The organism is Clostridium aceticum, assembly GCF_001042715.1.
GTDB classification, from domain to species: domain Bacteria; phylum Bacillota; class Clostridia; order Peptostreptococcales; family Natronincolaceae; genus Andreesenella; species Andreesenella acetica.
Map to the genome: position 1 here is coordinate 255,894 of NZ_CP009687.1, position 21,949 is coordinate 277,842.

General features: G+C 35.0%; 21 protein-coding genes and 1 riboswitch. Of the genes, 20 read left to right on the forward strand and 1 reads right to left on the reverse strand.

Annotated features, from left to right (window positions below):
• The first annotated feature begins 44 nt into the window (after positions 1–44).
• Complete coding sequence (locus CACET_RS01195) at positions 45–971, forward strand: AEC family transporter (RefSeq protein ID WP_052661538.1); 927 nt, start codon at positions 45–47, stop codon at positions 969–971.
• Between the two features lie 154 nt (positions 972–1,125).
• Here the strand turns inward: CACET_RS01195 and CACET_RS20055 are convergent, their stop codons facing one another.
• The gene (locus CACET_RS20055) at positions 1,126–1,284 is read right to left on the reverse strand and encodes an aspartyl-phosphate phosphatase Spo0E family protein (protein WP_144414696.1); all 159 of its coding nucleotides are present in this window, start codon (positions 1,282–1,284) and stop codon (positions 1,126–1,128) included.
• A 296-nt stretch (positions 1,285–1,580) separates the two neighbouring features.
• On the opposite strand from CACET_RS20055, the gene CACET_RS01200 reads away from it, so the two are divergent.
• The 19 genes from CACET_RS01200 to CACET_RS20320 all read left to right on the forward strand — a co-directional run bounded on the left by CACET_RS01200 (position 1,581) and on the right by CACET_RS20320 (position 21,920).
• A complete protein-coding gene (locus CACET_RS01200; protein ID WP_052661539.1) occupies positions 1,581–2,048 on the forward strand; it encodes a COG2426 family protein in 468 nt (155 codons plus the stop codon).
• Positions 2,049–2,151: 103 nt separating this feature from the next.
• Positions 2,152–2,251, forward strand: a riboswitch (SAM riboswitch).
• 167 nt (positions 2,252–2,418) lie between these two features.
• The gene (metK, locus tag CACET_RS01205) at positions 2,419–3,612 is read left to right on the forward strand and encodes a methionine adenosyltransferase (protein ID WP_044826090.1); all 1,194 of its coding nucleotides are present in this window, start codon (positions 2,419–2,421) and stop codon (positions 3,610–3,612) included.
• 232 nt (positions 3,613–3,844) lie between these two features.
• A complete protein-coding gene (locus tag CACET_RS01210) occupies positions 3,845–4,069 on the forward strand; it encodes a DUF1659 domain-containing protein (RefSeq protein WP_044826091.1) in 225 nt (74 codons plus the stop codon).
• A gap of 33 nt (positions 4,070–4,102) precedes the next feature.
• Entirely contained in the window at positions 4,103–4,321 is a 219-nt protein-coding gene (locus tag CACET_RS01215) for a DUF2922 domain-containing protein (protein WP_052661540.1), read from the forward strand.
• A 206-nt stretch (positions 4,322–4,527) separates the two neighbouring features.
• On the forward strand, positions 4,528–6,753 hold the full coding sequence (recD2, locus tag CACET_RS01220) for an SF1B family DNA helicase RecD2 (RefSeq protein ID WP_044826092.1): 2,226 nt from the start codon (positions 4,528–4,530) through the stop codon (positions 6,751–6,753).
• Between the two features lie 121 nt (positions 6,754–6,874).
• Positions 6,875–7,594 carry a ComF family protein gene (locus tag CACET_RS19310; protein WP_052661541.1) on the forward strand — a complete coding sequence of 240 codons (720 nt, stop codon included), beginning with the start codon at positions 6,875–6,877 and terminating at the stop codon, positions 7,592–7,594.
• Positions 7,595–7,669: 75 nt separating this feature from the next.
• Positions 7,670–8,095: a TIGR03826 family flagellar region protein gene (locus CACET_RS01230; RefSeq protein WP_044826093.1), complete on the forward strand. Its 426-nt coding sequence runs from the start codon at positions 7,670–7,672 to the stop codon at positions 8,093–8,095.
• Positions 8,096–8,167: 72 nt separating this feature from the next.
• Positions 8,168–8,458, forward strand: coding sequence for a flagellar biosynthesis anti-sigma factor FlgM (gene flgM, locus CACET_RS01235; RefSeq protein WP_044826094.1), 291 nt, complete (start codon positions 8,168–8,170; stop codon positions 8,456–8,458).
• 24 nt (positions 8,459–8,482) lie between these two features.
• Positions 8,483–8,977 carry a flagellar protein FlgN gene (locus tag CACET_RS01240; RefSeq protein ID WP_044826095.1) on the forward strand — a complete coding sequence of 165 codons (495 nt, stop codon included), beginning with the start codon at positions 8,483–8,485 and terminating at the stop codon, positions 8,975–8,977.
• 111 nt (positions 8,978–9,088) lie between these two features.
• Positions 9,089–10,603: a flagellar hook-associated protein FlgK gene (gene flgK / locus CACET_RS01245; protein ID WP_044826096.1), complete on the forward strand. Its 1,515-nt coding sequence runs from the start codon at positions 9,089–9,091 to the stop codon at positions 10,601–10,603.
• 14 nt (positions 10,604–10,617) lie between these two features.
• Positions 10,618–11,907, forward strand: coding sequence for a flagellar hook-associated protein FlgL (gene flgL / locus CACET_RS19315; protein WP_052661542.1), 1,290 nt, complete (start codon positions 10,618–10,620; stop codon positions 11,905–11,907).
• Positions 11,908–11,917: 10 nt separating this feature from the next.
• Positions 11,918–12,418 carry a flagellar assembly protein FliW gene (gene fliW, locus CACET_RS01260; RefSeq protein WP_044826097.1) on the forward strand — a complete coding sequence of 167 codons (501 nt, stop codon included), beginning with the start codon at positions 11,918–11,920 and terminating at the stop codon, positions 12,416–12,418.
• A gap of 1 nt (position 12,419) precedes the next feature.
• Positions 12,420–12,644 carry a carbon storage regulator CsrA gene (csrA, locus tag CACET_RS01265; protein WP_044826098.1) on the forward strand — a complete coding sequence of 75 codons (225 nt, stop codon included), beginning with the start codon at positions 12,420–12,422 and terminating at the stop codon, positions 12,642–12,644.
• 87 nt (positions 12,645–12,731) lie between these two features.
• Positions 12,732–13,082 carry a hypothetical protein gene (locus CACET_RS01270; RefSeq protein ID WP_044826099.1) on the forward strand — a complete coding sequence of 117 codons (351 nt, stop codon included), beginning with the start codon at positions 12,732–12,734 and terminating at the stop codon, positions 13,080–13,082.
• Between the two features lie 208 nt (positions 13,083–13,290).
• Positions 13,291–14,439 carry a flagellin N-terminal helical domain-containing protein gene (locus CACET_RS01275; protein WP_044826100.1) on the forward strand — a complete coding sequence of 383 codons (1,149 nt, stop codon included), beginning with the start codon at positions 13,291–13,293 and terminating at the stop codon, positions 14,437–14,439.
• Positions 14,440–14,582: 143 nt separating this feature from the next.
• A complete protein-coding gene (locus CACET_RS01280; protein WP_044826101.1) occupies positions 14,583–16,715 on the forward strand; it encodes a glycosyltransferase in 2,133 nt (710 codons plus the stop codon).
• Positions 16,716–16,756: 41 nt separating this feature from the next.
• Positions 16,757–18,877 (forward strand): methyltransferase domain-containing protein, encoded by a 2,121-nt coding sequence (locus CACET_RS01285; protein ID WP_044826102.1) that lies wholly within the window; start codon positions 16,757–16,759, stop codon positions 18,875–18,877.
• A gap of 294 nt (positions 18,878–19,171) precedes the next feature.
• Entirely contained in the window at positions 19,172–19,540 is a 369-nt protein-coding gene (locus tag CACET_RS01290; protein WP_044826103.1) for a DUF8042 domain-containing protein, read from the forward strand.
• 628 nt (positions 19,541–20,168) lie between these two features.
• Entirely contained in the window at positions 20,169–21,920 is a 1,752-nt protein-coding gene (locus CACET_RS20320) for a flagellinolysin (protein WP_044826104.1), read from the forward strand.
• The last annotated feature ends 29 nt before the right edge of the window (positions 21,921–21,949 follow it).

The window sequence follows — 21,949 nt, forward strand, 5'->3', positions numbered from 1 at the left end:
ATGATAAGATAAAATGGAAATTTACAGGGTAGGGGGATCAAGCTGTGACATTTTTTGCTACCTTCAATCAAATATTGATTTTGTTTCTTACAATGATGATAGGCTATGGAGCTAAGAAACTAAAGTATACCGATAATACACTTAACAAAGGACTAAGCAATCTTATTTTGCATATAACATTGCCTGCTATGATTATTAAGTCTATGCAGTTTGAGTTCTCCAAGGAGCTATTTTTTACTAGTATGAAGGTCATTATCCTTTCCCTTTTGGTGTATGCTATTGTCATAGGCATCTCCTTTTACTTGCCGAAAGTACTAAAAGTTGAGGGAAAAAAGCGAGATGTTTTTCAATTTATGTTGATTTTTTCTAATGTGGGCTATATGGGATACCCCATTGTAGATGCTATCTATGGGGAGATAGGGGTGTTTTACACGGCGTTATATAACATTCCTTTTAACTTTATCATGTTAACCTTCGGGGTCTATGTACTGCGACGCAGTAGTGGAGGAGTGAGGGGAAAAGTAGATTATAAAAAAGTGTTGCTAAATCCTGGAATTCTTGCAGTAGGATTAGGCTTTTCCTTTTTTTTGCTATCTATAAAACTACCGCTGCCTATTTATCAGACCTTAGATACTTTGGGATCCACCACCACGCCCTTAGCAATGCTGGTGATCGGTTCTTTTTTAGCAGATATGTCTTTAAGAGAAGTGTTTAAGGAAGAAAAAATACTATGGATAGCCTTAGCCAGACTGGTTATTTTACCAGCAATAGTGATGGGGATTTTGTGGGTTATGGGGGTAAGAGGACTAATGCTAGGAATACCCGTGGTAATTACAGCAATGCCAGCTGCTGCTAATGCAGCAGTATTTGCTACCCTCTATGACTCAGATCATTACTTAGCCTCTAAGGGAATCTTCCTTACGACAGCGCTGTCTTTGGTTACCATTCCTTTGCTTACCTTTATCATTTAGGATCAAAAACAGAATTAGAGTAATCTAGATAGGATTCTAGTATTACTCTAATTAAAATTTAAATGGAAGAAGTTTTTTGCTGGAGATTTCTTGCACCTATCGTCGAACGATGATGATCTATAATATAATGGATGGATAATTATATTTAGACTTTTTATCTACCTATCGTCAAACGATGATATTCTACAATTAACTCATCAATGGTTATATTTAAGCTGAAGATTTTATCATAGTCTTCGTTTTGTTCCAAATAACGACCTAGTTTATTGCGTAGTCTTTCTATTTCTAGCTTCAATTCGTCTACTCTACTCATCAGCTTCTCTCCTCACTATGATTTTTAAAAAGGCTGCATTTTTTTGTTAGTATGTATATTTATTAGTCGTAGTTTGCGAATTAAAATGAAAATATTACCAGTTCGTATACGTAAAAATATAGGTTTTAATTAACTCTATAGTTAAGATTATATCATAAATAGAAAGGAAAAACATTAAAATTATATTACAAATTTTAAATATTTTAACATATTTTGATATATACAGGTACTTACACAATACTTTGTTCTAAGCACCTCTAAAAATTTATATAATGATAGTGAATAGAGGTGAAATTATGCAAAAAATATTGGAGTTTGTCACCCATGAGCTAATGGTGCTGTTGATTGCTGCAATGCCATTGGTCGAATTAAGGGGGGCAATACCTATTGGGGTATCCTTAGGGATGCATCCTGTTCATGCCACAATTTTAGGCATTGTGGGAAGCTTAATCCCAGTACCTTTTTTGTTGACTTTTGTAGGACCTGTATTTGATTATCTAAGAAGTACAAGAACCTTTCACAAAGTTATAGATAAAACTGTAAAAAAAACATTAAAACGCAGTAAAAATGTAAAAAAATATAGTGTTATAGGTTTGATGTTATTTGTAGCGGTACCTTTACCTACTACAGGCATATGGAGTGGTTGTCTGGCAGCTATCTTATTCAATATTCCCTTTAGGTATGCTTTTCCTGCTATTGCAATGGGTGCCACCATTGCAGGTACGATTATGTTTATTCTCAGCTATGTGGTAATCTTTATTTAGAAACAAAAACATTAGATTTTTACATACTTTTACAAAATACTTATTGACAGATAAAATTTAGAATGATATTATAATCATTGGTAAAATTAAATAAAATCTTGATGCCTTATCAAGAGCGGTGGAGGGAAGGGCCCGACGAAACCCGGCAACCATAGAAGGTATGGTGCTAAGTCCCACAGAATGTTGATTCTGAAAGATGAGGAGACGGTATTAATTAAAAAAATACCTCTTCTTTGTTGAGAAGAGGTATTTTAATGTTTTTTTAAAGGCTTTCAGGGATAATTTTTCAGTAAATATTAAAAATAAAACTAAATACGCATGCAATAGGATTACTTATGAGAAACTATATTTAAAGGAGGAATATGATAAAATGGGGAAAAGATTATTTACTTCAGAGTCCGTAACAGAAGGACATCCAGATAAAATTTGCGACCAAATTTCTGATGCAATTTTAGACAGCATTTTTGCAATGGATCCAAAGGCAAGAGTAGCTTGTGAAACATCTGTAACTACTGGTCTAGTACTGGTGGCGGGAGAGATTACAACGGAATGTTATGTAGATATTCCTAAAATTGTGAGAAAAACCATAGAGGAAATTGGTTATACGAGAGCAAAGTACGGTTTTGACAGCGATACTTGCGCAGTTTTGACAGCGATTGATGAACAATCTCCTGATATCGCTATGGGAGTAAATGAAGCTCTAGAAAGTAAAAAAGGTGAAATGCAGGATGAACTAGAGGCTATTGGAGCTGGAGATCAAGGGATTATGTTTGGTTTTGCTTGCAATGAAACACCAGAGCTTATGCCACTACCGATTGCCCTTGCACATAAGTTGGCCAGAAGACTTTCTGAAGTAAGAAAAAATGGAACTTTAACTTACTTACGTCCTGATGGTAAGACTCAAGTAACTGTAGAATATGATGGAGACAAGCCAGTAAGGGTGGATGCCATCGTCATATCTACACAACATAGTCCTGAAGTAGAAAACAAAACCATTCAAACTGATCTGATTGAACATGTTATTAATAAAATTGTTCCAGCAGAATTATTAGATGAAAATACAAAATACTATATCAACCCTACTGGAAGATTTGTTATCGGAGGACCTCAGGGAGATGCTGGTTTAACCGGTAGAAAAATTATCGTGGATACCTATGGCGGATATGCTCGTCATGGCGGTGGGGCTTTCTCTGGAAAAGATCCAACAAAGGTAGACCGTTCTGCTGCCTATGCTGCTAGATATGTAGCGAAGAACATTGTAGCAGCAGGTCTAGCTGATAAGTGTGAGCTTGAATTAGCTTATGCTATCGGCGTAGCACAGCCAGTATCTATCATGGTGGAAACCTTTGGTACTGGAAAAGTAGAAGAAGAAAAAATGGTACAGCTTGTAAGAAAACATTTTGATTTAAGACCAGCTGCTATCATTAGAGACTTAGATTTAAGACGTCCGATTTATAGACAAGTAGCGGCCTATGGACATTTTGGAAGAACTGATCTAGATCTACCATGGGAAAAAACAGATAAAGCAGAAGCATTAAAAAATGATGAGCTTTTAAAGGCTTAACTAAAAAGAAAGAAGGGAGAATTTCTCTTCTTTCTTTTTGTTTTTTGGTAAAGAGGAAAGGTCCCTTTTAATCCTTCATTGTGTTAGAAAAATTCCCTCAAAGAAGGCAGTTGATTCCCTTCAAAATCTGTAAAAAGGGCTATTGACTTAGCCTCATTCCTTCTTCGTAGTTTCTTAAAATCCCTTGTATAATAAGGTTGCAGGTAGTAGAAAAGGAAAGGAGGTAGGGAAAATGCCAGTAAGAATCAAAGAGCAGTCTTCAAGAGTAAGGCTACAGCTTGTAGACAGTAGGGATGATCAAGGAAGAGAAAAACTATCCTCTATAAGCTATAGCAATATCAAGGCAGATGTCAGTGATGAAGCAGTGTTTAATTTATCAGCTCAGTTGATAGGATTACAGGAAAAGGAAGTGAAAAGCATTGTAAGAATTGTGGAAACAGAACTAGTAGAGGAATAGAACCATGGTGAGTAAAAAAGGAGGTGGCAGAGCGTGAAAAGAGCATTGGAGATGGCTTTTAAAAGAGAAGATGATAAGATCAGCAAATTTATCTTGCCCAATCCCCGACAGGATTTAACCCCTCAGGAGGTAAAGGCGGCGATGGAGAGCATATTGAGCCAAAACGTCTTTAGGATAAGTGGCGCAGAATTAACAGAGATTGACGCTGCAAAGCTTATCGTTACAACGGAAGAAGTTCTAGAATTAGCATAATCTAAAAGTCAAATCTTAAAACCCAGTCAACCTATAAGAGTTAGGGAAATTGACTGGGTTTTTTATATAATTTTTAGTGAATATGTTACATTTGCTGTAAAAGTTTTATTGCAACTTAATATAGTTGAATTTTCTCAAATCGTGAATTGCTAAGAAATCATCCTATGATATAATAAAATTAGCGAATTCCACAGGAGGAAAAAAAGTTGGTTGAAATAGAGGGAAAATTGATAGAGATAATTTTTAAAAACGAATCAAATGGTTATACAGTAGGGGTGTTGGAAACCTCTGAGGAGGAAGTGACCTTAGTAGGGTATTTACCTGCCCTAAGGGAGGGAGAGCATCTTCTGGTGAAGGGGGATTGGAAGATACACCCTGTCTATGGACATCAGTTGGAAGTGGAGGAGTATCGTCCTTTAGTGCCTTCTTCAGAGGAGGGGATGATTACTTATCTATCCTCTGGCATTGTTCCTGGTGTAGGAAAAAAGATGGCAAAGCGGATTGTAGAACACTTTGGACAAGAAGCTTTAGAGGTGATAGAATTTCAAACCCATAGACTCACTGAGGTGTCGGGAATAGGAAAGGCAAAGGCAGAAACCATTGCAGAAGCTTTTCGAGACCAGAGGGAGCTAAGGGAAATTATTCTTTTTCTTTCTCAGTACGGTATTTCTCCTAACTATGCTGTGAAAATCTATAAAAAATATGGGGACAGTACCATTGCAACCATACAGGAAAATCCCTATCGCCTAGCAGAAGATATTGTAGGCATTGGTTTTATTACTGCTGATAGAATTGCAAAGACGATGGGTATTGCTGCAAACTCTAAATATCGTATTTATGCTGGAACAAAGTACATATTAAATACATTTCATATAGAAGGACATACTTACGCCCCTCTGCAACTATTAATAGAAAGAACGAAGGAGCTTTTGAAGGTGGAAGAAAGTATGATCCAGGAAGCGGTACAAAGTTTGGCATTAAACCAAAATATCCAAATCGAGCGACAGAGAGAAGAAATCGTTGTCTATTCTATGCCCTACTATTATAGCGAAACGAACGTGTGCAAAAAACTGATAGAACTTTCAAGAGTAAAATTAGATCCCCTAGAAATCAATATAGAAGAGGAACTCCAATCACTACAGGATGAAGAAAATATTTCTTTGGCGGAAAACCAAAAAGAGGCTATTAAACAAGCAATAGAAAATGGCATTTTGGTTATTACAGGAGGGCCAGGAACAGGGAAAACCACCACGATTAACACACTTATAAAGATTCTTGAAAAACTAGAAATGAAAATTACTCTCGGCGCTCCTACTGGGAGGGCTTCCAAAAGGATGACAGAGGCAACGGGAAAAGAAGCAAAAACTATTCATCGTTTATTGGAACTAGGCTTTTCAGACGAAGAGGATACCATGATGTTTCAACGGGATGATAATAACCCTTTGGAGGGTGATGTGATCATCATCGATGAGGTTTCCATGGTGGACATTCTCTTGATGCACAGCCTCATGAAGGCAGTTGCTCTAGGGACAAGACTAATTCTGGTGGGAGATGTGGATCAGTTACCCTCTGTGGGGGCAGGAAATGTGCTGAAGGATATCATTTCTAGTAAAATCGTTAAGGTAGTACGGCTAAACGAAATCTTTAGACAGGCGGGGGAAAGTATGATTATTGTCAATGCTCATAAGATCAATCACGGGCAATATCCTGTGGCCAATGTCAAGGATAAAGATTTTTATTTTATCACGAAGCAACAGAAGGAAGAAGTGGCTCAAACCATTCTAGAACTAGTAAAAGAACGTCTGCCGAAACACTATCAGTATAATCCCATAAAGGACATTCAAGTATTGGCTCCCATGAAAAAAGGGGAAGTAGGTACCCTGCAACTAAATAAGATGATACAGCATGCCTTGAATCCTCCAGCGATATGGAAGGCAGAAAAAGAAATGAAGGAAAAAATCCTGCGGGTGGGAGATAAGGTTATGCAGATCAAAAATAACTATACTTTGAAATGGTATAGTCAAAACCCTGAGGACGAAGAAGATAAAGGGGAAGGCGTATTCAATGGAGATATTGGATTCATACAGACCATTGACCAGCAGCAGGAGGAGCTATCGGTGTTGTTTGATGAGTATAGATTGGTAACTTATAATTTTAGTCAACTGGAAGAATTAGAGCTGGCCTACTGTGTGACAATACATAAGAGTCAAGGTAGTGAATTCCCTGTGGTGGTAATGCCCATCACATGGGGACCGCCTATGTTGTTGACCCGCAACCTACTGTATACTGCTATCACCCGTGCAAAAAAACTGGTAGTGCTGGTAGGTACAGAAAATTATTTAAGAAGAATGGTAGACAACAACAAAATTGTTCAACGTTATTCGGGATTAGGTGAGCGATTAAACAAATTTTATGAATTTCATCAATCTTAGCTATAGGGGAGCCATGGCATAAAAGTTTAAAGGAATTTATTAAAATCCTATTAACATATTGCCAGAAGAAGAAATGACTTATATAATAAAAAATAATACATTTATTTTAAGGTAAAAAACCATGAAGATTTTTAGGAATTTTGAAGATTATTTTGAAGCGTTGTTAGACTTAGTTTATCCTCCTGATCTATACTGCATTGTTTGCAATAAATATTTATCGCAGGAGAAAAAGCATAGTATTTGTCAAGGGTGTTTTGAAGAAACTCTTCTTAAAAAATATGCTTTTCAAGGATCTTTTGCGGTAGGCCCTCATGAAGGTTCTCTGAAAAAATTAGTTTATCGTTTGAAATATCAAGATGCCACTTATCTAGCTAGAGCAATGGGGGCAATGATGGCGGAGGTTTATAAAAGAGAGACATTAGAGGCGGATATACTGATGGCAGTACCCCTTCACCAAAAAAAAGAAAAGCAGAGGGGATATAATCAAGCACATCTTTTAGTAAAATATATGAGCAAAAAATTAGGCATAGCCTATATGGAACATAATTTAATCCGTGTCAAAGATACTGATGTGATGTACAACCAAACAAGGCAAGCACGACAAAAAAATATAGAGGATGCCTTTTATACAAGAAATCCTCAAGCTATAAATAAGAAAAAAATCTTGTTGGTGGATGACATTTTTACCACTGGTGCTACCGTAGAGGCTTGTAAAAAAGCATTAATAGAGGCGGAGGCAAGATCAGTGGAGGTGTTGACCTTCACAAGAGGAATGAGTGAACCCATCCAGCTAAAACCGAATATCGGAGCATCAGATGGAGAGGCTACTCCACTTGATTAGGAAACCCACTTACACTAACGCTTAAAGGTGGGGGGTTATATGGCAAAAGCAAAATCATAATAAAGGGGTGAGGATATGGATTTAAGAAATTGTGCCAGCTGTGGCAGGGCATTTGCCTATACTGGTTCAGATGTTTGTTCTCGATGTGATAGCACAGTAGAAGATGATTATAAAAAAGTAAGGGACTATTTATATGATCATCCAGGTGCTAGCATCATAGAGGTTTCAGAGGCAACAGAGGTTACTGAGAAAAGAATTTTGATGTTTTTAAGGGAAAACAGAATTGAAATCAGGGAAGAAGATAATCTTCTCTTAGACTGCCAAAGATGTGGTGTTGCCATCCGATCCGGCAGATTTTGTGATTCATGTACTATAGAACTGCAAAAAGAACTCACACAAGTGGTGAAACCGTCAAAACAAGAAGTCGAAGATAAGAAAAAAGCTACCAGTTCCGAGAACCACAAAATGTATGTTGCAGAAATAAGAAAAAAGAATAAATAATATAAAGAAACACCTTAAACTTGCCGATACTATTATATAGAAAATAATCGGAAAGCTAGAGGTGTTTTTATTATGAAAATTTATAATAGCTCTAACATTAATAAAGTAATGAAGCTATACAATAAAGCTCAGCAGGGGACGGAGAAAACGCTAGAAACTGGAGAGAAAAAAGATAAGATAGAGATTTCTCAAAAAGCAAAGGAATTTCAAGTGGCAATGAAGGCCTTAAAGAACCTGCCGGAAGTACGACAAGAAAAGGTCAAAGAGTTAAGGGAAAGTATTGAAAACAACAGCTACAATGTATCTGGCAAAGAAATAGCAGATAAGATCATAGAAGGGATTATGATCGATAAGAAAATTTAGCAAATTTTAGTAGGTGGTGAGGGTATGATAAGATCAATTCAGCAGCTGAAGGACACCCTGCGGCAAGAACTAAAGATGTATAAAGAAGTTTTAGCGACGGCTGAAGGCAAGGCAGAAATCATCAAAAAGGGAAAACTCAAGGAGTTGGAGGAGACCACTGACAAAGAGCAACAATATATTAGAACGATGGGGACCTTTGAAAAAATCCGTCGTTCCATTTTTGTAAATATTTCAGAGGAGATGGATATAGCCCCTCTCTCCAGTATATCGGAGTTGCTTCTACATTTGGAAGAAGAGGAAGCCATAGAGATAGATGGTTTGAGAAATGAACTCCTAGAAATAATAGCTATATTAGCTGAAGTGAATAAATTGAATGAGAAATTGATTTATCAAAGTTTAGACTATGTGAACTTTAATATAGAAATGATGACCTCACGACCAGAGACGGGGAATAACTATGGAGAAAATCAGGGATTAAAGAAAAAAGTGTCATCTAGTTTATTAGATGTAAAGATATAAAAATTTTTAATAGGGATATAGCGAAGCCATGGTACAATTAAAGACTCTATGAAGAGAAACTCTGCCTTGGCATAACATGAGAGTAAAAATTGATGAAGGTGGTAGATAGTAATGCGTTCAACATTTTCAGGATTTAATACGGTCCGTTCAGGGCTGTTTGCCGCACAAAAGTCCCTAGATGTAGTGGGACACAATATAGCCAATGTCAATACACCGGGCTATACACGACAAAGGGCAGAACAAACATCCAGCACACCTATGGCCATTGCAGGTGGAAAAGGGATGATGGGTACAGGAGTAAATACCTTAGCTGTGAAACAGTTAAGAAATGAGTTTCTGGACTATAAGTATAGAAGCGAAGTAAATTCTCTAGGATATTGGGAAGTAAAAAGAGATGGCTTGTCCATGATTGAGTCCATTATGAACGAACCCTCTAATACAGGGATAGCAACTGTCATGGATGAACTCTTTTCCTCTTTTCAGGAATTGAGTAAAAATCCTGAAAACTTGACGACTCGATCTTTGGTGAGACAGAGAGCAGTAGCTTTCACTAACTCTGTGAGTCATACCTATAATCAGTTAGAAAAAATGGTAAAGGATTTAAACTTTGATATCCAAACAACAGTGAAGTCCATCAACACTTATGCAGACCAAATTGCTGTGTTAAATCAACAAATTTATCGATTTGAGCTTGATGGCAGTAACGCCAATGACCTAAGAGATCAAAGAAATCTTTTAATAGACCAGCTTTCTAAGTTAGTTAATGTAGATGTGATAGAGGTGGGCGATGCTAATTATAACGTTGCCAGCGATCAAGAGCATGTAGGGAAAAAAATGGTGATTCAAATCAATGGTCAATCTCTAGTATCGCATGACAGATCCTATAAACTGAGTGCAGAAGAAAAGCAAAAAAGCGAGTTTTTTAGCAACATAGGTGCAGATGTTGAGCTTAATGTAGTGCAATGGGCGGATGGTTCTAGGCTAGACACAAGAGCATTACAGGGGGAACTGAAGGCATTGCTGGACTTAAGGGATGGAGATAGCGGAGGCAACAAAGGAGTACCCTATTACATTAGTGAATTAAATCGTTTCGTTGAGGTTTTTGCTCAAGAAATCAATGATCTTCATGTAGAGGGTTTTGGTTTAGGGGGAGAGACAGGCTATCTGTTTTTTACCGCTAATGGTGTATCTACTGAGGATGTTGATGCAGAAAAAATAACAGCTAGAAATATAAAAATTTCTTTAGATATAGAAGATCCGAATAAAATAGCGGCTTCAAGCAGCCCTGATCTCTTACCGGGGGACGGGTCTATGGCACTTAAAATGTTAGAACTTCGACACAAAGATGGTATGTTTAAAGAAGGAAAGCCAGAGGACTTTATAAAATCCTTAATCTCTAACCTCGGGGTAGATACTCAGGAGGCTATAAGAAACGCTCATAATCAGTATATATTGACAGATCAAGTAGATATAGAAAGACAACGGATTTCAGGGGTATCTACTGACGAAGAGCTTTCTAAAATGGTGATGTTTCAGCATGCCTATAATGCCTCTGCCAGGATGATGACCACTATGGATGAACTACTGGAAACTATTATTAGCCGTGTAGGGTTAGTAGGAAGATAAGGAGCGGATGATACATGAGGACTACTAATAATATGATGATTCGCAATATGATGCGGAATCTAAATCAAAATGTAACACGATTAGATAAAAAACAAATGCAAATGGCTACAGGTAAGAGAATTCATAAGCCTTCAGATGATCCTATAGCCATTTCCAGAAGCTTAAAACTTCGAGCAGATATTAAGGAAATGCAGCAGTATAAAAAGAATACAGATGATGCGATCTCTTGGCTAGAAGCTACGGAGATAGCGGCAATCAACGCAGGAGATGCACTGCAACGTTTAAGAGAACTTATGGTGCAGGGCTCAAATGGTGTGTTGAGTACCGAAGATACACGTAAAATACAGGGAGAAATTAAAGAAATTAAGCAACAAATTATTAGTTTGGGGAATACTACCTATGCAGGTAAGTATGTGTTTTCTGGAAAAAACACAAATACACCTTTGTTCGATCACTATGGAAATTATAATGTTAATTTGTTTGATGCAAAAAACCCTAATCTAGTAGATCATAGAATTCAGTATGAGGTTGGCGTGGGAGAATTAATAGATGTTAATACACTAGGTATAGATTTGTTTGAGAAGTATACTAGCGCTAGCGACTTGACACTACAGCTTCCAACACAGGTATATGATGAGGATAAGAAAAATGCTACAAGGCTCCAGTTGGAGGGGGGAGAAATTGTCATTAAAATGACAGCAGATGGAGAACCTCCAGAGTTTGAAGCTACTATTAACATACATACAGACGCAGGAACCGTGCCAGTAGAAGTTAATAGTTCAGGTGAAAGCAAAGAAGATTTTATGAAAAAAATTATTGAAGAACTAAGTGATGCAATAGAAGATATAGAAGACCCCCTTCATCCATTAAAGAACTTTAATTTTCAAGTGCAGGACTTAAAACAAGGGAGAGAAATAGCAGACGGTGAAATGACCAAAGAAACACTGATTATCAAAGCAATACCTCAAAAATCTGGTCTTATTCACTTAATAGACACGATAGAAGCCCAACTGTTGGCTGGAAAACATGAAGAAGTCAGCAGTCAACTTGATAATCTAGATAAGTATATAGACTCACTATTAACTACGCGTGCTGAAATAGGTGCAAAAGTAAACCGTATGGACCTTGTTCAAAATAGAACTGAGGATAATATTATCAACTTCAGAAAGCTCCAATCTCAATTGGAGGATGCAGATATGGGAGAGGTCATCATGGAGCTGATGAACGAAGAAAATGTCTATCGAGCTTCTCTTTCTGTAGGAGCAAGAATCATCCAGCCAACTTTGTTAGACTTCTTAAGATAGGAGGAAAATCATGCTGCTCAATACAAAACATTTTGGTGAAATAGAAATAGACGAAAACAAAATACTAGACTTTTTCGATGGTATTCCTGGATTTGAAAATTTAACAAAATTTTTTATCATTCAAAACCCAGAAGAAGGCGTACCTTTTCAGTGGCTTCAATCGGTGGAGGATACAGACTTAGCCTTTGTCATTGTCAACCCATTTATCTTCCGACCAGATTATGACTTTGAAATACCCAAAAACATCGTAGAAAAGCTAGAGATTCAGTCCCGTGAAGAAGTTCAAGTATTCACCATAGTCATAGTACCAGAGGATATCAAAAAAATCACCGCAAATCTAAGAGCACCTATTATCATCAATACCAAAAACAACAAGGCAAAACAGATTGTTGTAGATGACGAAAACTATCAGACGAAGCATTACATCTTAGAAGAGATGAAAATTTTCTCTAATAGTCCACAGCAAACACCACAAGCAGAAGAACCCCCAGTGGTAGAGGGGGCAAGATAGCATGTTGGTACTGGCAAGAAAACTAGAAGAAAGCATCATGCTGGGAAAAGATATAGAAATAAAGGTTCTAGGTATAGAAGAAGACCGGGTAAAACTAGGAATCTCCGCACCAAGAGATGTAGAGATCTTTAGAAAGGAAGTCTACTTAGAAATCCAAGAAGAAAATAAAGCTGCCAGTCAGCAGAAGGTTTCTATAGAGGGACTTAAAGGTTTTTTTAGGAAATAGTCCTTTAAGGGACCCTTCTCTCTTGCTCATCCCCTAGAAAAAAAGTATAATAAAGTAAATACTAAAAGAAAAAAGGGAAGTGATGCCATGGAGAGCTTACTAAGGGAAATACTAGAAAAGGTTAGCAACATGGATGCAAGACTGGACAGAATTGAAATCAAATTTGAAAAGCGTTTTACAGAACTAGATAATCGTATTATACAACTAGATAGTAGTATTACACAACTAGATAGTAGTATTACACAACTAGATAATCGTATTACGGAATTAGACCAGCGTCTTACCCAAGAGCATGAAATAACCCGTGAGGAACTAAAAGGTGAGATCCAAAATGTTTACCAAGAAACACAAAAAATCAGAGAAGATATGAGTGCTGTAGAGATGATTACCGCTAAGAACTGGAATGATATTGTCAGACTAAAGGCGGTAAAATTATAAGTAAGAAACAGGTATCATAAGATGCCTGTTTTTTCCATTAAAAATATTTTTGTTTCACTATAAAGTCTTAAGGGAATATACCGATATATATAATAAGCACAAAAAATCTCACCAAAAACCTTGGCCAAGGACAGGTAGATTTTCAAATTATGTATTAAAATAAAAAAAGGCAAGGATGCCGAAACCAAAAATCAAGGAGGAATAACAAATGAGAATTAATAATAACTTAATGGCTATGAATACACATAGACAGTTGGGAATCAGTAACAACATGGGTTCAAAATCAATGGAGAAGTTATCTTCAGGATTTAGAATCAATCGTGCAGGAGATGACGCAGCAGGTCTTGCAATCTCTGAAAAAATGAGAGGACAAATCAGAGGCCTTAACCAAGCTTCTAGAAATGCTCAAGATTCTATTTCTTTAATTCAAACAGCAGAAGGTGCTTTAACAGAAACCCATGCAATTCTTCAAAGAATGAGAGAACTTGCTGTTCAATCTTCAAATGATACAAATACAGAAGTAGATAGAGGAGAAATTCAAAAAGAAATTAATCAGTTAACTTCTGAAATTGACAGAATTGCTAATACAACAGAATTCAATACACAAAAACTATTGAATGGAGATAAAGCTGGCTTAAGAGATGCGGCTACAGGAACTGTAACTGTGCAATCTAATACTTCTGCAACAGTAACAGCTACAGCAGCTTCTACTGGGGCCCTTGATACATCAGGAACAATTATTATTACACGTACTGCTTCTGGGGCAACTAACTTAGGAGATGATTTTGATTTAGGTGATCCAGCTGAATTAAGTATTGCGTTAAATGCTGCTGGAGATACACTGACTGGATTTGGTAGTGATTTAACATTAGCTGGATTAGCTGATATGCAAGTTGGAGAAAGTATTACAATAAGTATTAAAGCTGCTGATGCTGGAAACACTGATGCAACTCAAGCATTGACAATGCAAATAGGTGCCAATAGTGGCCAAACAATGCTTATAGGTATTGATGATATGAGAGCAGAGGCTTTAGGATTAAGAAATAGTGGAGAAGCTCTTGACATTACAGATTCTCAAAAGGCAACAGCTGCTATTACTACAATCAATAATGCTTTAGAAAGAGTATCAGCAGAAAGATCTAAGTTAGGTGCATACCAAAATAGATTAGAGCACACAATCAAGAACTTAGATACATCTTCTGAAAACCTACAAGCTTCTGAATCAAGAATCAGAGACGTAGACATGGCGAAGGAAATGATGGAGTTCACAAAGAACAACATCCTTCAACAAGCTGCTCAAGCAATGCTTGCTCAAGCAAACCAAGCACCTCAAGGGGTACTTCAATTATTAAGATAGTTATTTGTAAAATTTGCAAAAATAGTAGAGGGTCAGAGAGGTTTTCTCTCTGGGCCTCTTTTAAATTATAAGAATTCAAGATATATTTAAAGATATATTTTGTGTTGTTATAATTTATAGATCTATAACTGGAGGTTAAAAGAATGAAATTAAGCATAGGAATGATTGTCAGGAATGAATCAAAATATCTTGAAAGATGTCTAAACGCATTGAAACCAATTATAGAGAATATAGAATCAGAATTAATTATTGTGGATACAGGTTCTACGGATAATACAGTGGAAATAGCAAAACGATTTACGAACAAGGTATTTTTTTACCAATGGAAGGATGATTTTGCTGAAGCTAGAAATATCACTATAGATAAATCCCGAGGAGAATGGTATTTTTACATAGATGCGGATGAGATATTGGAGAATGTAGAGAGCATCATCGAATTTTTTAATAAAAGTATTTATAAAAAGTATAAAGCTTTAGCTGTACAGATAAAAAATCTAGCAGATGATAAGGGGAATATAGGTAGCACATTCTATTCTAAAAGAATTGTTAAAAAAGATAATGGAGTAAGATTTAAAAGTAGAATACACGAACAGCTCCCATCAAGAGAACCTGTGTATTTATCAAATTCAGTATTCATTCATTATGGATACATTAATACGGATAAAGAATTAATGCATGAAAAATTCAAGAGAAATAGTTGCTTGATTAGAAAAGAACTTGAAAATGATCCTAATAATATCTATCTATTATACCATTTGTCAAAGACATATAATTTGCATGGAGAAAATACAGAAGCACTGCAGGCAATACAAAAAGCCTACCAAACAGTTAAAAAAGCAAATACTTATCCCTTATGGATTTGTAATCTAGTGGTAAATATGTGTATAGAGAATGGACTTTTCAGAGAAGCAGAAAAAATAGCAGAAGAGTCAATACAGGCCCAACATCAACAAACTACCTCCTGTTTGGAGATATATTTTTACTTAGCACAGGTTCAAGCACGCTTAAATAAAAATGGCCAAGCTATAGAAAGTTATAAAGAATATCTAAGATTATTAGAGTTATATGAAGAAAACCAACTGAGAGTAGATTATAATGAAGTTTTTGATTTAGGCGGAAAGCTATTTGTATATGAACAAATAGCAGTTCTATATGATGGGCTTTTAGACTTTCATAATGCGATGCTATTCATAAAAAAAACAATTGATTTGTTTAATGAGGAAGAAATTGAGTCGAAGCAATATCTAAACAAGGCTTTCAGTTATATTGTGAAGTTATGTATAAAATATAAGGAATATGACCAGATAGTAGCATCTTATATAGAAATTATAGATCAAATGCCAGAAAATATTAAGCATGAAATAGAGAATAACTTTATAGTTTCTCTAGAATCTTCTATAAAAAATAGTATAAGTCATAAAAAAGAAATAATAAAGAGGTTTTCAAGATTAAATATAAATACCTCGTATATATTCTTAAACAAACTAAGAGAAAAAGTGCAAAAATCCCAAAATATTACAGAAGAAGACGGCCTTAAAATTAGGGAGTTCAGTTTTCATGAACAAATAGGAATTTATGGAGAATTTATTTACCATCTACTGAGAGATCTTATTGATGTAACTGATATTATAAGCAAAATTAATGAAAAAGAGATGAATAGGTATATGGAGTATATTGTATATACGTTTAGTGATTTTTCTACTGTAATAAGTAATTACTTTCAAAAATATAAAGATAAAAAAGATATCAGTTATTGTGTTTTTTCTAAAGCTTTTAAAAGAGCTATATTAATACAAGGTGAAATAGATGATAGGATCTATTTTAACTTATTTAACAGATATGTAAAAGAAGGAATATTTTATCTAGAAAAAGTGTATAAGGAGAATATTTTAGAAGAAGAGAACATTTATATACTAAAAAGCTATGAAGAGATATTCTTTATGTACATGAGAAAAGCCTTTAAGTATAAAGAGACTGATGAAATTCAGTATCTTCAATATTTGCGAAAAGCTCTTAGCTCTTACGATTATATGAAAAAGGGCATAGAATTCTTTCTTGAAGAAGTAAAACAAGAAAAAATAGAAACTAGTTTAGAAAATAGTAGATATGATGAATTTGAAAAGTATAAAGAAACGGTGAAAAAAAACATCAAAATCCTTCTAGAAACCGAAAAAATTGCTGAGGCTAAAGTGCTAATAGATGAATATCTAAAAATTGTGCCAAGTGATTTAGAAATGCTAATACTAAAGTCTGAAGTACAGTTGCAACTTATATGATGATGTGGAAAGTATAAGAGACGAGCAGAGGAGGGAACATAATGAGCAAGGAAATGCTAGTTTATCAGAAGAAACTAAAGAAAAATATTAATTTGCTAATTGAAAAAAATAGATTAGAGGATGCCAAAGAATTACTAGCTCAATATGAAAAAATTATAAAAGAAGACGTAGATACGTACTCTATGAAAAGCATTATCGCTATAATGGAAGGGTATATAGATGAAGCTCTTATAACAATTAATAGAGGTTTAGTCATAAGCCCAAATCATCTCGACCTTTTATACAATAAAGCATATATACTAGAACAAAAGAAAGAGTATAAAGAAAGTTATAAACTATATAAAGAAGTACTAGAGCACACAGATGAACAATCGCTTAAAGAAGAGATAGCAAAAAAATTAGAAGTGATTAACAGTATCGATAATTCTGTAAGCTTAAATGGCAGATTAAGTCTTTTGATATTTCACAATAAGGCAAGTAAAAAACTTCAGGACTACTTAGAAAAGTGGTACTTTGAATTTGGATATACTACAATAGAGACGCTAAATATCAACTTTAATAATGAAAATAAAAGAACCATTATACTTTATAATTTACATCCAAAACCATTATCTATAGAGGAAAAAAATGAGTACAGACAATATGATGACAAGAACTATTTTTTGATAGATTCACTAAGAGAGCAACTCAAACTAGACTTTGGAATTACTGATATTCAAGATTATTTTTATCATACAAAAAACGAAAAAGAATCAATCACAATAGTAGAGAATTCATCAAAAAACTTGATGAAACGATTGTTTAACCAATGCAGGGAGATAGAAAATCAATACTATGAGTCGTTTTATGAAGTTGTAAAAACTTTTGAAAGTTTTAAGCATAGAGCGAGAGTTGAAGTTATTAAATATAAAAATGGTTTAGCGGTTAAGAAAACTTACAAACCAGGAAATGAACGTTTTTTAAAAAGAGAAATTGTTGCACATGAAGTTTTAAGCAAAAAATGCGAAATAATACCACCTATCATTGAAAAGGGAAATAATTATATAATAATTCCATACTATGAAAATATTATAGAAGGAGATAGTGGAAAAAGCAATATTTTAAGGTTAAATATTGTAGAAATTAGTAAATTTATTAAGTTTATATATGATGAAGGCTATGTACATGCAGATTTCCATCCTGGCAATTTTGTATACTCCCAGGAGGAAGGACTAAAAGCTATAGATTTTGAGTTTTTACAAAAATACTCAAAAAAACCTAAAAGCTTTAAACAGTCTTATGATATTATTGGAGTGCCAAAAAACTTTACAGGTGATAGACCTAACTATATAGGAAAAGGACTTATAGAATATTATAATAATTTGTGGTTAAAGTACACAGGACATAGTTTAACAGAGATTGCTTTATTGAGTACTAATGAAACTATCAATAAAAGTAGAGAAGTTGATAGTGTGACAAAAAAGGTGCTGGAGATTATTAATTACACTAAAACCAGTGGCACTGTTTATAATGCACAAAACTTTGAAAGTGCGTATCACTCCTTAGAAATAAAAGGTCAGTATTTTAGAGGGCAACGAGAGCCATTAGAAAGGCTAAAGAATGTGAGATATAATTTTAACGGGAAAGTTGTCTTAGATATTGGGTGTAATATGGGTGGTATGTTACATGCTTTAGCATCTAAAATTAAGTTAGGAGTTGGAATAGATTACAATTATAAACTAATAAATGCCGCAAATAGTATAAAAAGTATCAATAATTCTGCAAATCTACAGTTTTACACCTTTAACTTAGAAGAAGAGAACCTGGATTTAATTAATCATTTTATCTTTTCTGATAAAGTAGATATTTGTTTTTTATTAGCAGTATGTGTATGGATAAAAAACTGGAAAGAAGTAATAACTAAAGCATCTAAACTAGCTCCTAATTTATTGTTCGAATCCAATGGAACAGCACAACAGCAAGATGAGCAATTAAACTACCTCAAAGATAATTATAAGATAATAACTTTGGTAAATGAGTGCTCTTTTGACGACCCTAGAGATAAAAGCAGAAAATTATTTTTATGTGAAAAAAGTTTTAACTGTAGCACAAAAAAAACACTGGATGCAAGTAAATTAGGACTTAAAAATACAGTACCCCAAAAGAAAGGGAGACCTGCTTAAACTGGGTAGAGTCACAAAGGGACAGAGGGTTTTTTTATAAAGCATGATAGAGGGGCACTATTAATGGAGAAGAAGGTAAAAAGACCGTGGAAATAATATTAAAAGCTTATAATATGAGTGAAGGTATAGAAAAGACTGAAAGAAACAGGGGTTAAAGCTGCTGAAGAAAAGTAGTTAAGACAAGACAGAAAGCTAGATTAACAAGGACAATTAAGCATGTTTTAGTAAAGACGCAATAACCCCAGACACCTTAAAAAATGAGCATGGATATTGCTCAGAAAAGAGGAGATAAGGATGGATAAATACATAGAAGTTATGAAACAAATTTTACCTTTATTAGAAACAATAGAAGAAGGATTTTCTCATATCCAAAACCAACTAACAGAACTCCGCTATGAAGAAGCTTTAGCTATGCTACAGGATGTGATAGAGGGTATAGCTAGCATAGATGGCGCAATGAAACCTATATATGAAGAACTTATGGAAAACAATATAAGTAATTTATCATTACTTCTGAAGGAAAGCATCAGTAAAGCTATACATAAATATAAAAGAGGAAAAGAAATTAACCTAGAGATACAAGTACAAAATGAAATTATTCCAGTTTTTACAGATTGGAAAAGAGAGATAGAAAAAACATTAAAGCCCTATGTTGTATCATAAACCTAAAAATCTAATAAAAAACCAACTTTGCAAAGTATAACTCAAAAAAGGAGGAGACAAGATGGATATAGCAGAGATACAAACTGCTGGTCTTCCTGATATGTTAGAGGTTTATATCAAAATGATAGAGCAATTAGTAAATCCCAGCTTAGGAATAAGTCTTGGTGCTAAACCTTAGGGATTCTTTAAACTTAAAAATCTTTTTATCTTTAGGTGGTATAATTGAAAACTTCATAGAAAAACATTCAAAAATAGGCAATTAGTCCTAAAGTCTAAGAGGATTTATGTCGATACACTTTTATGGAAGATTATATCTTAGTGGCTGAGGCATGATATAGATGATTATTCATCATAATTCAAATGCTCTAAGCACCTTGAAAACATTAAAAAATAACAGGGAAAGTACTGAAAAGTCTACACAGAAGTTGTCTTAGGTTATAGAATAAACATTGCAGCAGATGATGCAGAGAGTTCAGCCATCAGCAAAAAAAGTGTGCACAGATTATTAAGGGATGTGGATTGAAGGAGAATTAAAAGAAATATATTTGGATGTAGCTATTTAATAATAGCGATGAGTTTTCGGAGATGCTTGCTGATTAGTGAATTATCATAGGGAGGGGGGGTCAATGTGAGAATAAATAATAATTTAATTGCCAGCAACGCACATAGACAACTAGATTTAAACGTAATTAATACATCTAAATCTATGGAAAAATTATCATCAGGATACAGGATAAACAGAGCAGGTGATGATGCAGCAGGTTTATCAATATCAGAAAAAATGAGAGGTCAAATCAGAGGACTACATCGTGCCAGTAGAAATGCTCAAGATAGTATATCCCTCATTCAAACCATGGAGGGGGCACTAGCAGAAAAGCATGCAATGCTACAACGTGGAAGAGAACTATCTGTTCAAGCAGCGAATGATACATTAACAGATGAAGATAAACAATCAGTTCAGAATGAAATAAATCAACTCAAAAAAGAAATAGATAATATATCAAATAGCACTCATTTTAACGGTATTAAATTATTAAATGCAAATAGTATAGATGTAGGGGAAGCAGGGAAAATAGTAGAATTCCTACAAAAAAGTTGGTTAGAACAATCCGAAAAACTTATTAAAGATTATTTTGGTCTGGAAGCCGACGGAGTAGAGTTGAAAATAAATTTAATTGAAGGGGTAAAGGGAGGGACACTGGCATACGTTAGTGGTTTAGTAGATGTAGGTACTGGAAAGCTAAGTAATTTGAGTTTAGTAATAGAAATGGCAGATTTTAGTCCTGCAACATGGCCAAATGGCGGAACAGCACCAATGTATAATGATAGAATAATAGCTCATGAAATGGTTCATGCAGTAATGGCAAGAACAATGAATTTTGCAGCACTACCAACATGGTTTAAAGAAGGAACAGCAGAATTTATACATGGAGCCGATGAGAGACTTCGTGCAGACATCGCATGGGAAGTAGGGGGTTCGAATGTATCAGCAGTTTATACAGCATTAGGAACAGGAGATCATTCAACTTGGGGAGGACAAACAGCCAACATAGAATCAGCAGTACAAAGCCTTATTAATCAAGTAGATTCTCCTTGGGTAGGGACTAGTGCTATGTACTCAACAGGGTATTTAGCAACTAGGTTTTTAGATTACCACATACGTTCTAATGGTGGAGAAGGTATAAAAGACGTAATGGTTTATCTAAACACTAACCAAACACACACTTTAGACGATGCTTTGAAGAATATTTCAAATGGTAGTTATGCAGGAGGTTTAACTGATTTTTATAACGATTTCAAGACAAACGGTTTAGATTATTTTAAAAGTCAGATAAATTTGTATAACGACGACACAGGTTCTGTTTGGGGTAGCGATGTAACAGGAGGAGCGTCAAGGAATGCAGAGGACGTAGTACCAGACATAGCAAACATAAACCCTCAGCCACTATCAGGATTTTCTATTATATGGCCAGATGTTCAACCACCAGAAATAAGCAAACTAAACTTCCAAGTAGGAGCCAATTCTGGGCAACAAATAGTATTACAATTAATAAGTACAAGCTGTGAGAGTTTAGCATTAACTAATGTCAATGTAGTTAATAACGCATCTCAAGCTATTGATTCCTTCGACACAGCTATACAAATAATATCATCTCACCGTTCTAGATTAGGAGCAATCCAAAATAGACTTCAACATACTATGCAAAACCTGGATAACGCAGCAGAAAACTTAACTTCTTCTGAGTCCAGAATCAGAGACATAGATATGGCGAAAGAGATGATAGCACTAACTAAACAAAATACCCTTCAACAAGCGGCCCAAGCAATGTTAGCGCAAGCCAATCAAGTACCACAAGGAGTATTACAATTATTAAGATAAAAAACAAGATTAGTCCTTAAAATTAACAC

Coding starts and splice junctions, on each gene's coding strand:
- CACET_RS01240 (WP_044826095.1), top strand. CDS start 8,483: ATGATAAGATCAATTCAGCAGCTGAAGGACACCCTGCGGCAAGAACTA.
- flgM (WP_044826094.1), top strand. CDS start 8,168: ATGAAAATTTATAATAGCTCTAACATTAATAAAGTAATGAAGCTATAC.
- CACET_RS01210 (WP_044826091.1), top strand. CDS start 3,845: ATGCCAGTAAGAATCAAAGAGCAGTCTTCAAGAGTAAGGCTACAGCTT.
- flgK (WP_044826096.1), top strand. CDS start 9,089: ATGCGTTCAACATTTTCAGGATTTAATACGGTCCGTTCAGGGCTGTTT.
- CACET_RS01275 (WP_044826100.1), top strand. CDS start 13,291: ATGAGAATTAATAATAACTTAATGGCTATGAATACACATAGACAGTTG.
- CACET_RS01285 (WP_044826102.1), top strand. CDS start 16,757: ATGAGCAAGGAAATGCTAGTTTATCAGAAGAAACTAAAGAAAAATATT.
- CACET_RS01290 (WP_044826103.1), top strand. CDS start 19,172: ATGGATAAATACATAGAAGTTATGAAACAAATTTTACCTTTATTAGAA.
- csrA (WP_044826098.1), top strand. CDS start 12,420: ATGTTGGTACTGGCAAGAAAACTAGAAGAAAGCATCATGCTGGGAAAA.
- flgL (WP_052661542.1), top strand. CDS start 10,618: ATGAGGACTACTAATAATATGATGATTCGCAATATGATGCGGAATCTA.
- CACET_RS01270 (WP_044826099.1), top strand. CDS start 12,732: ATGGAGAGCTTACTAAGGGAAATACTAGAAAAGGTTAGCAACATGGAT.
- CACET_RS01280 (WP_044826101.1), top strand. CDS start 14,583: ATGAAATTAAGCATAGGAATGATTGTCAGGAATGAATCAAAATATCTT.
- metK (WP_044826090.1), top strand. CDS start 2,419: ATGGGGAAAAGATTATTTACTTCAGAGTCCGTAACAGAAGGACATCCA.
- CACET_RS01200 (WP_052661539.1), top strand. CDS start 1,581: ATGCAAAAAATATTGGAGTTTGTCACCCATGAGCTAATGGTGCTGTTG.
- CACET_RS19310 (WP_052661541.1), top strand. CDS start 6,875: ATGAAGATTTTTAGGAATTTTGAAGATTATTTTGAAGCGTTGTTAGAC.
- fliW (WP_044826097.1), top strand. CDS start 11,918: ATGCTGCTCAATACAAAACATTTTGGTGAAATAGAAATAGACGAAAAC.
- CACET_RS20055 (WP_144414696.1), bottom strand. CDS start 1,284: ATGAGTAGAGTAGACGAATTGAAGCTAGAAATAGAAAGACTACGCAAT.
- CACET_RS01230 (WP_044826093.1), top strand. CDS start 7,670: ATGGATTTAAGAAATTGTGCCAGCTGTGGCAGGGCATTTGCCTATACT.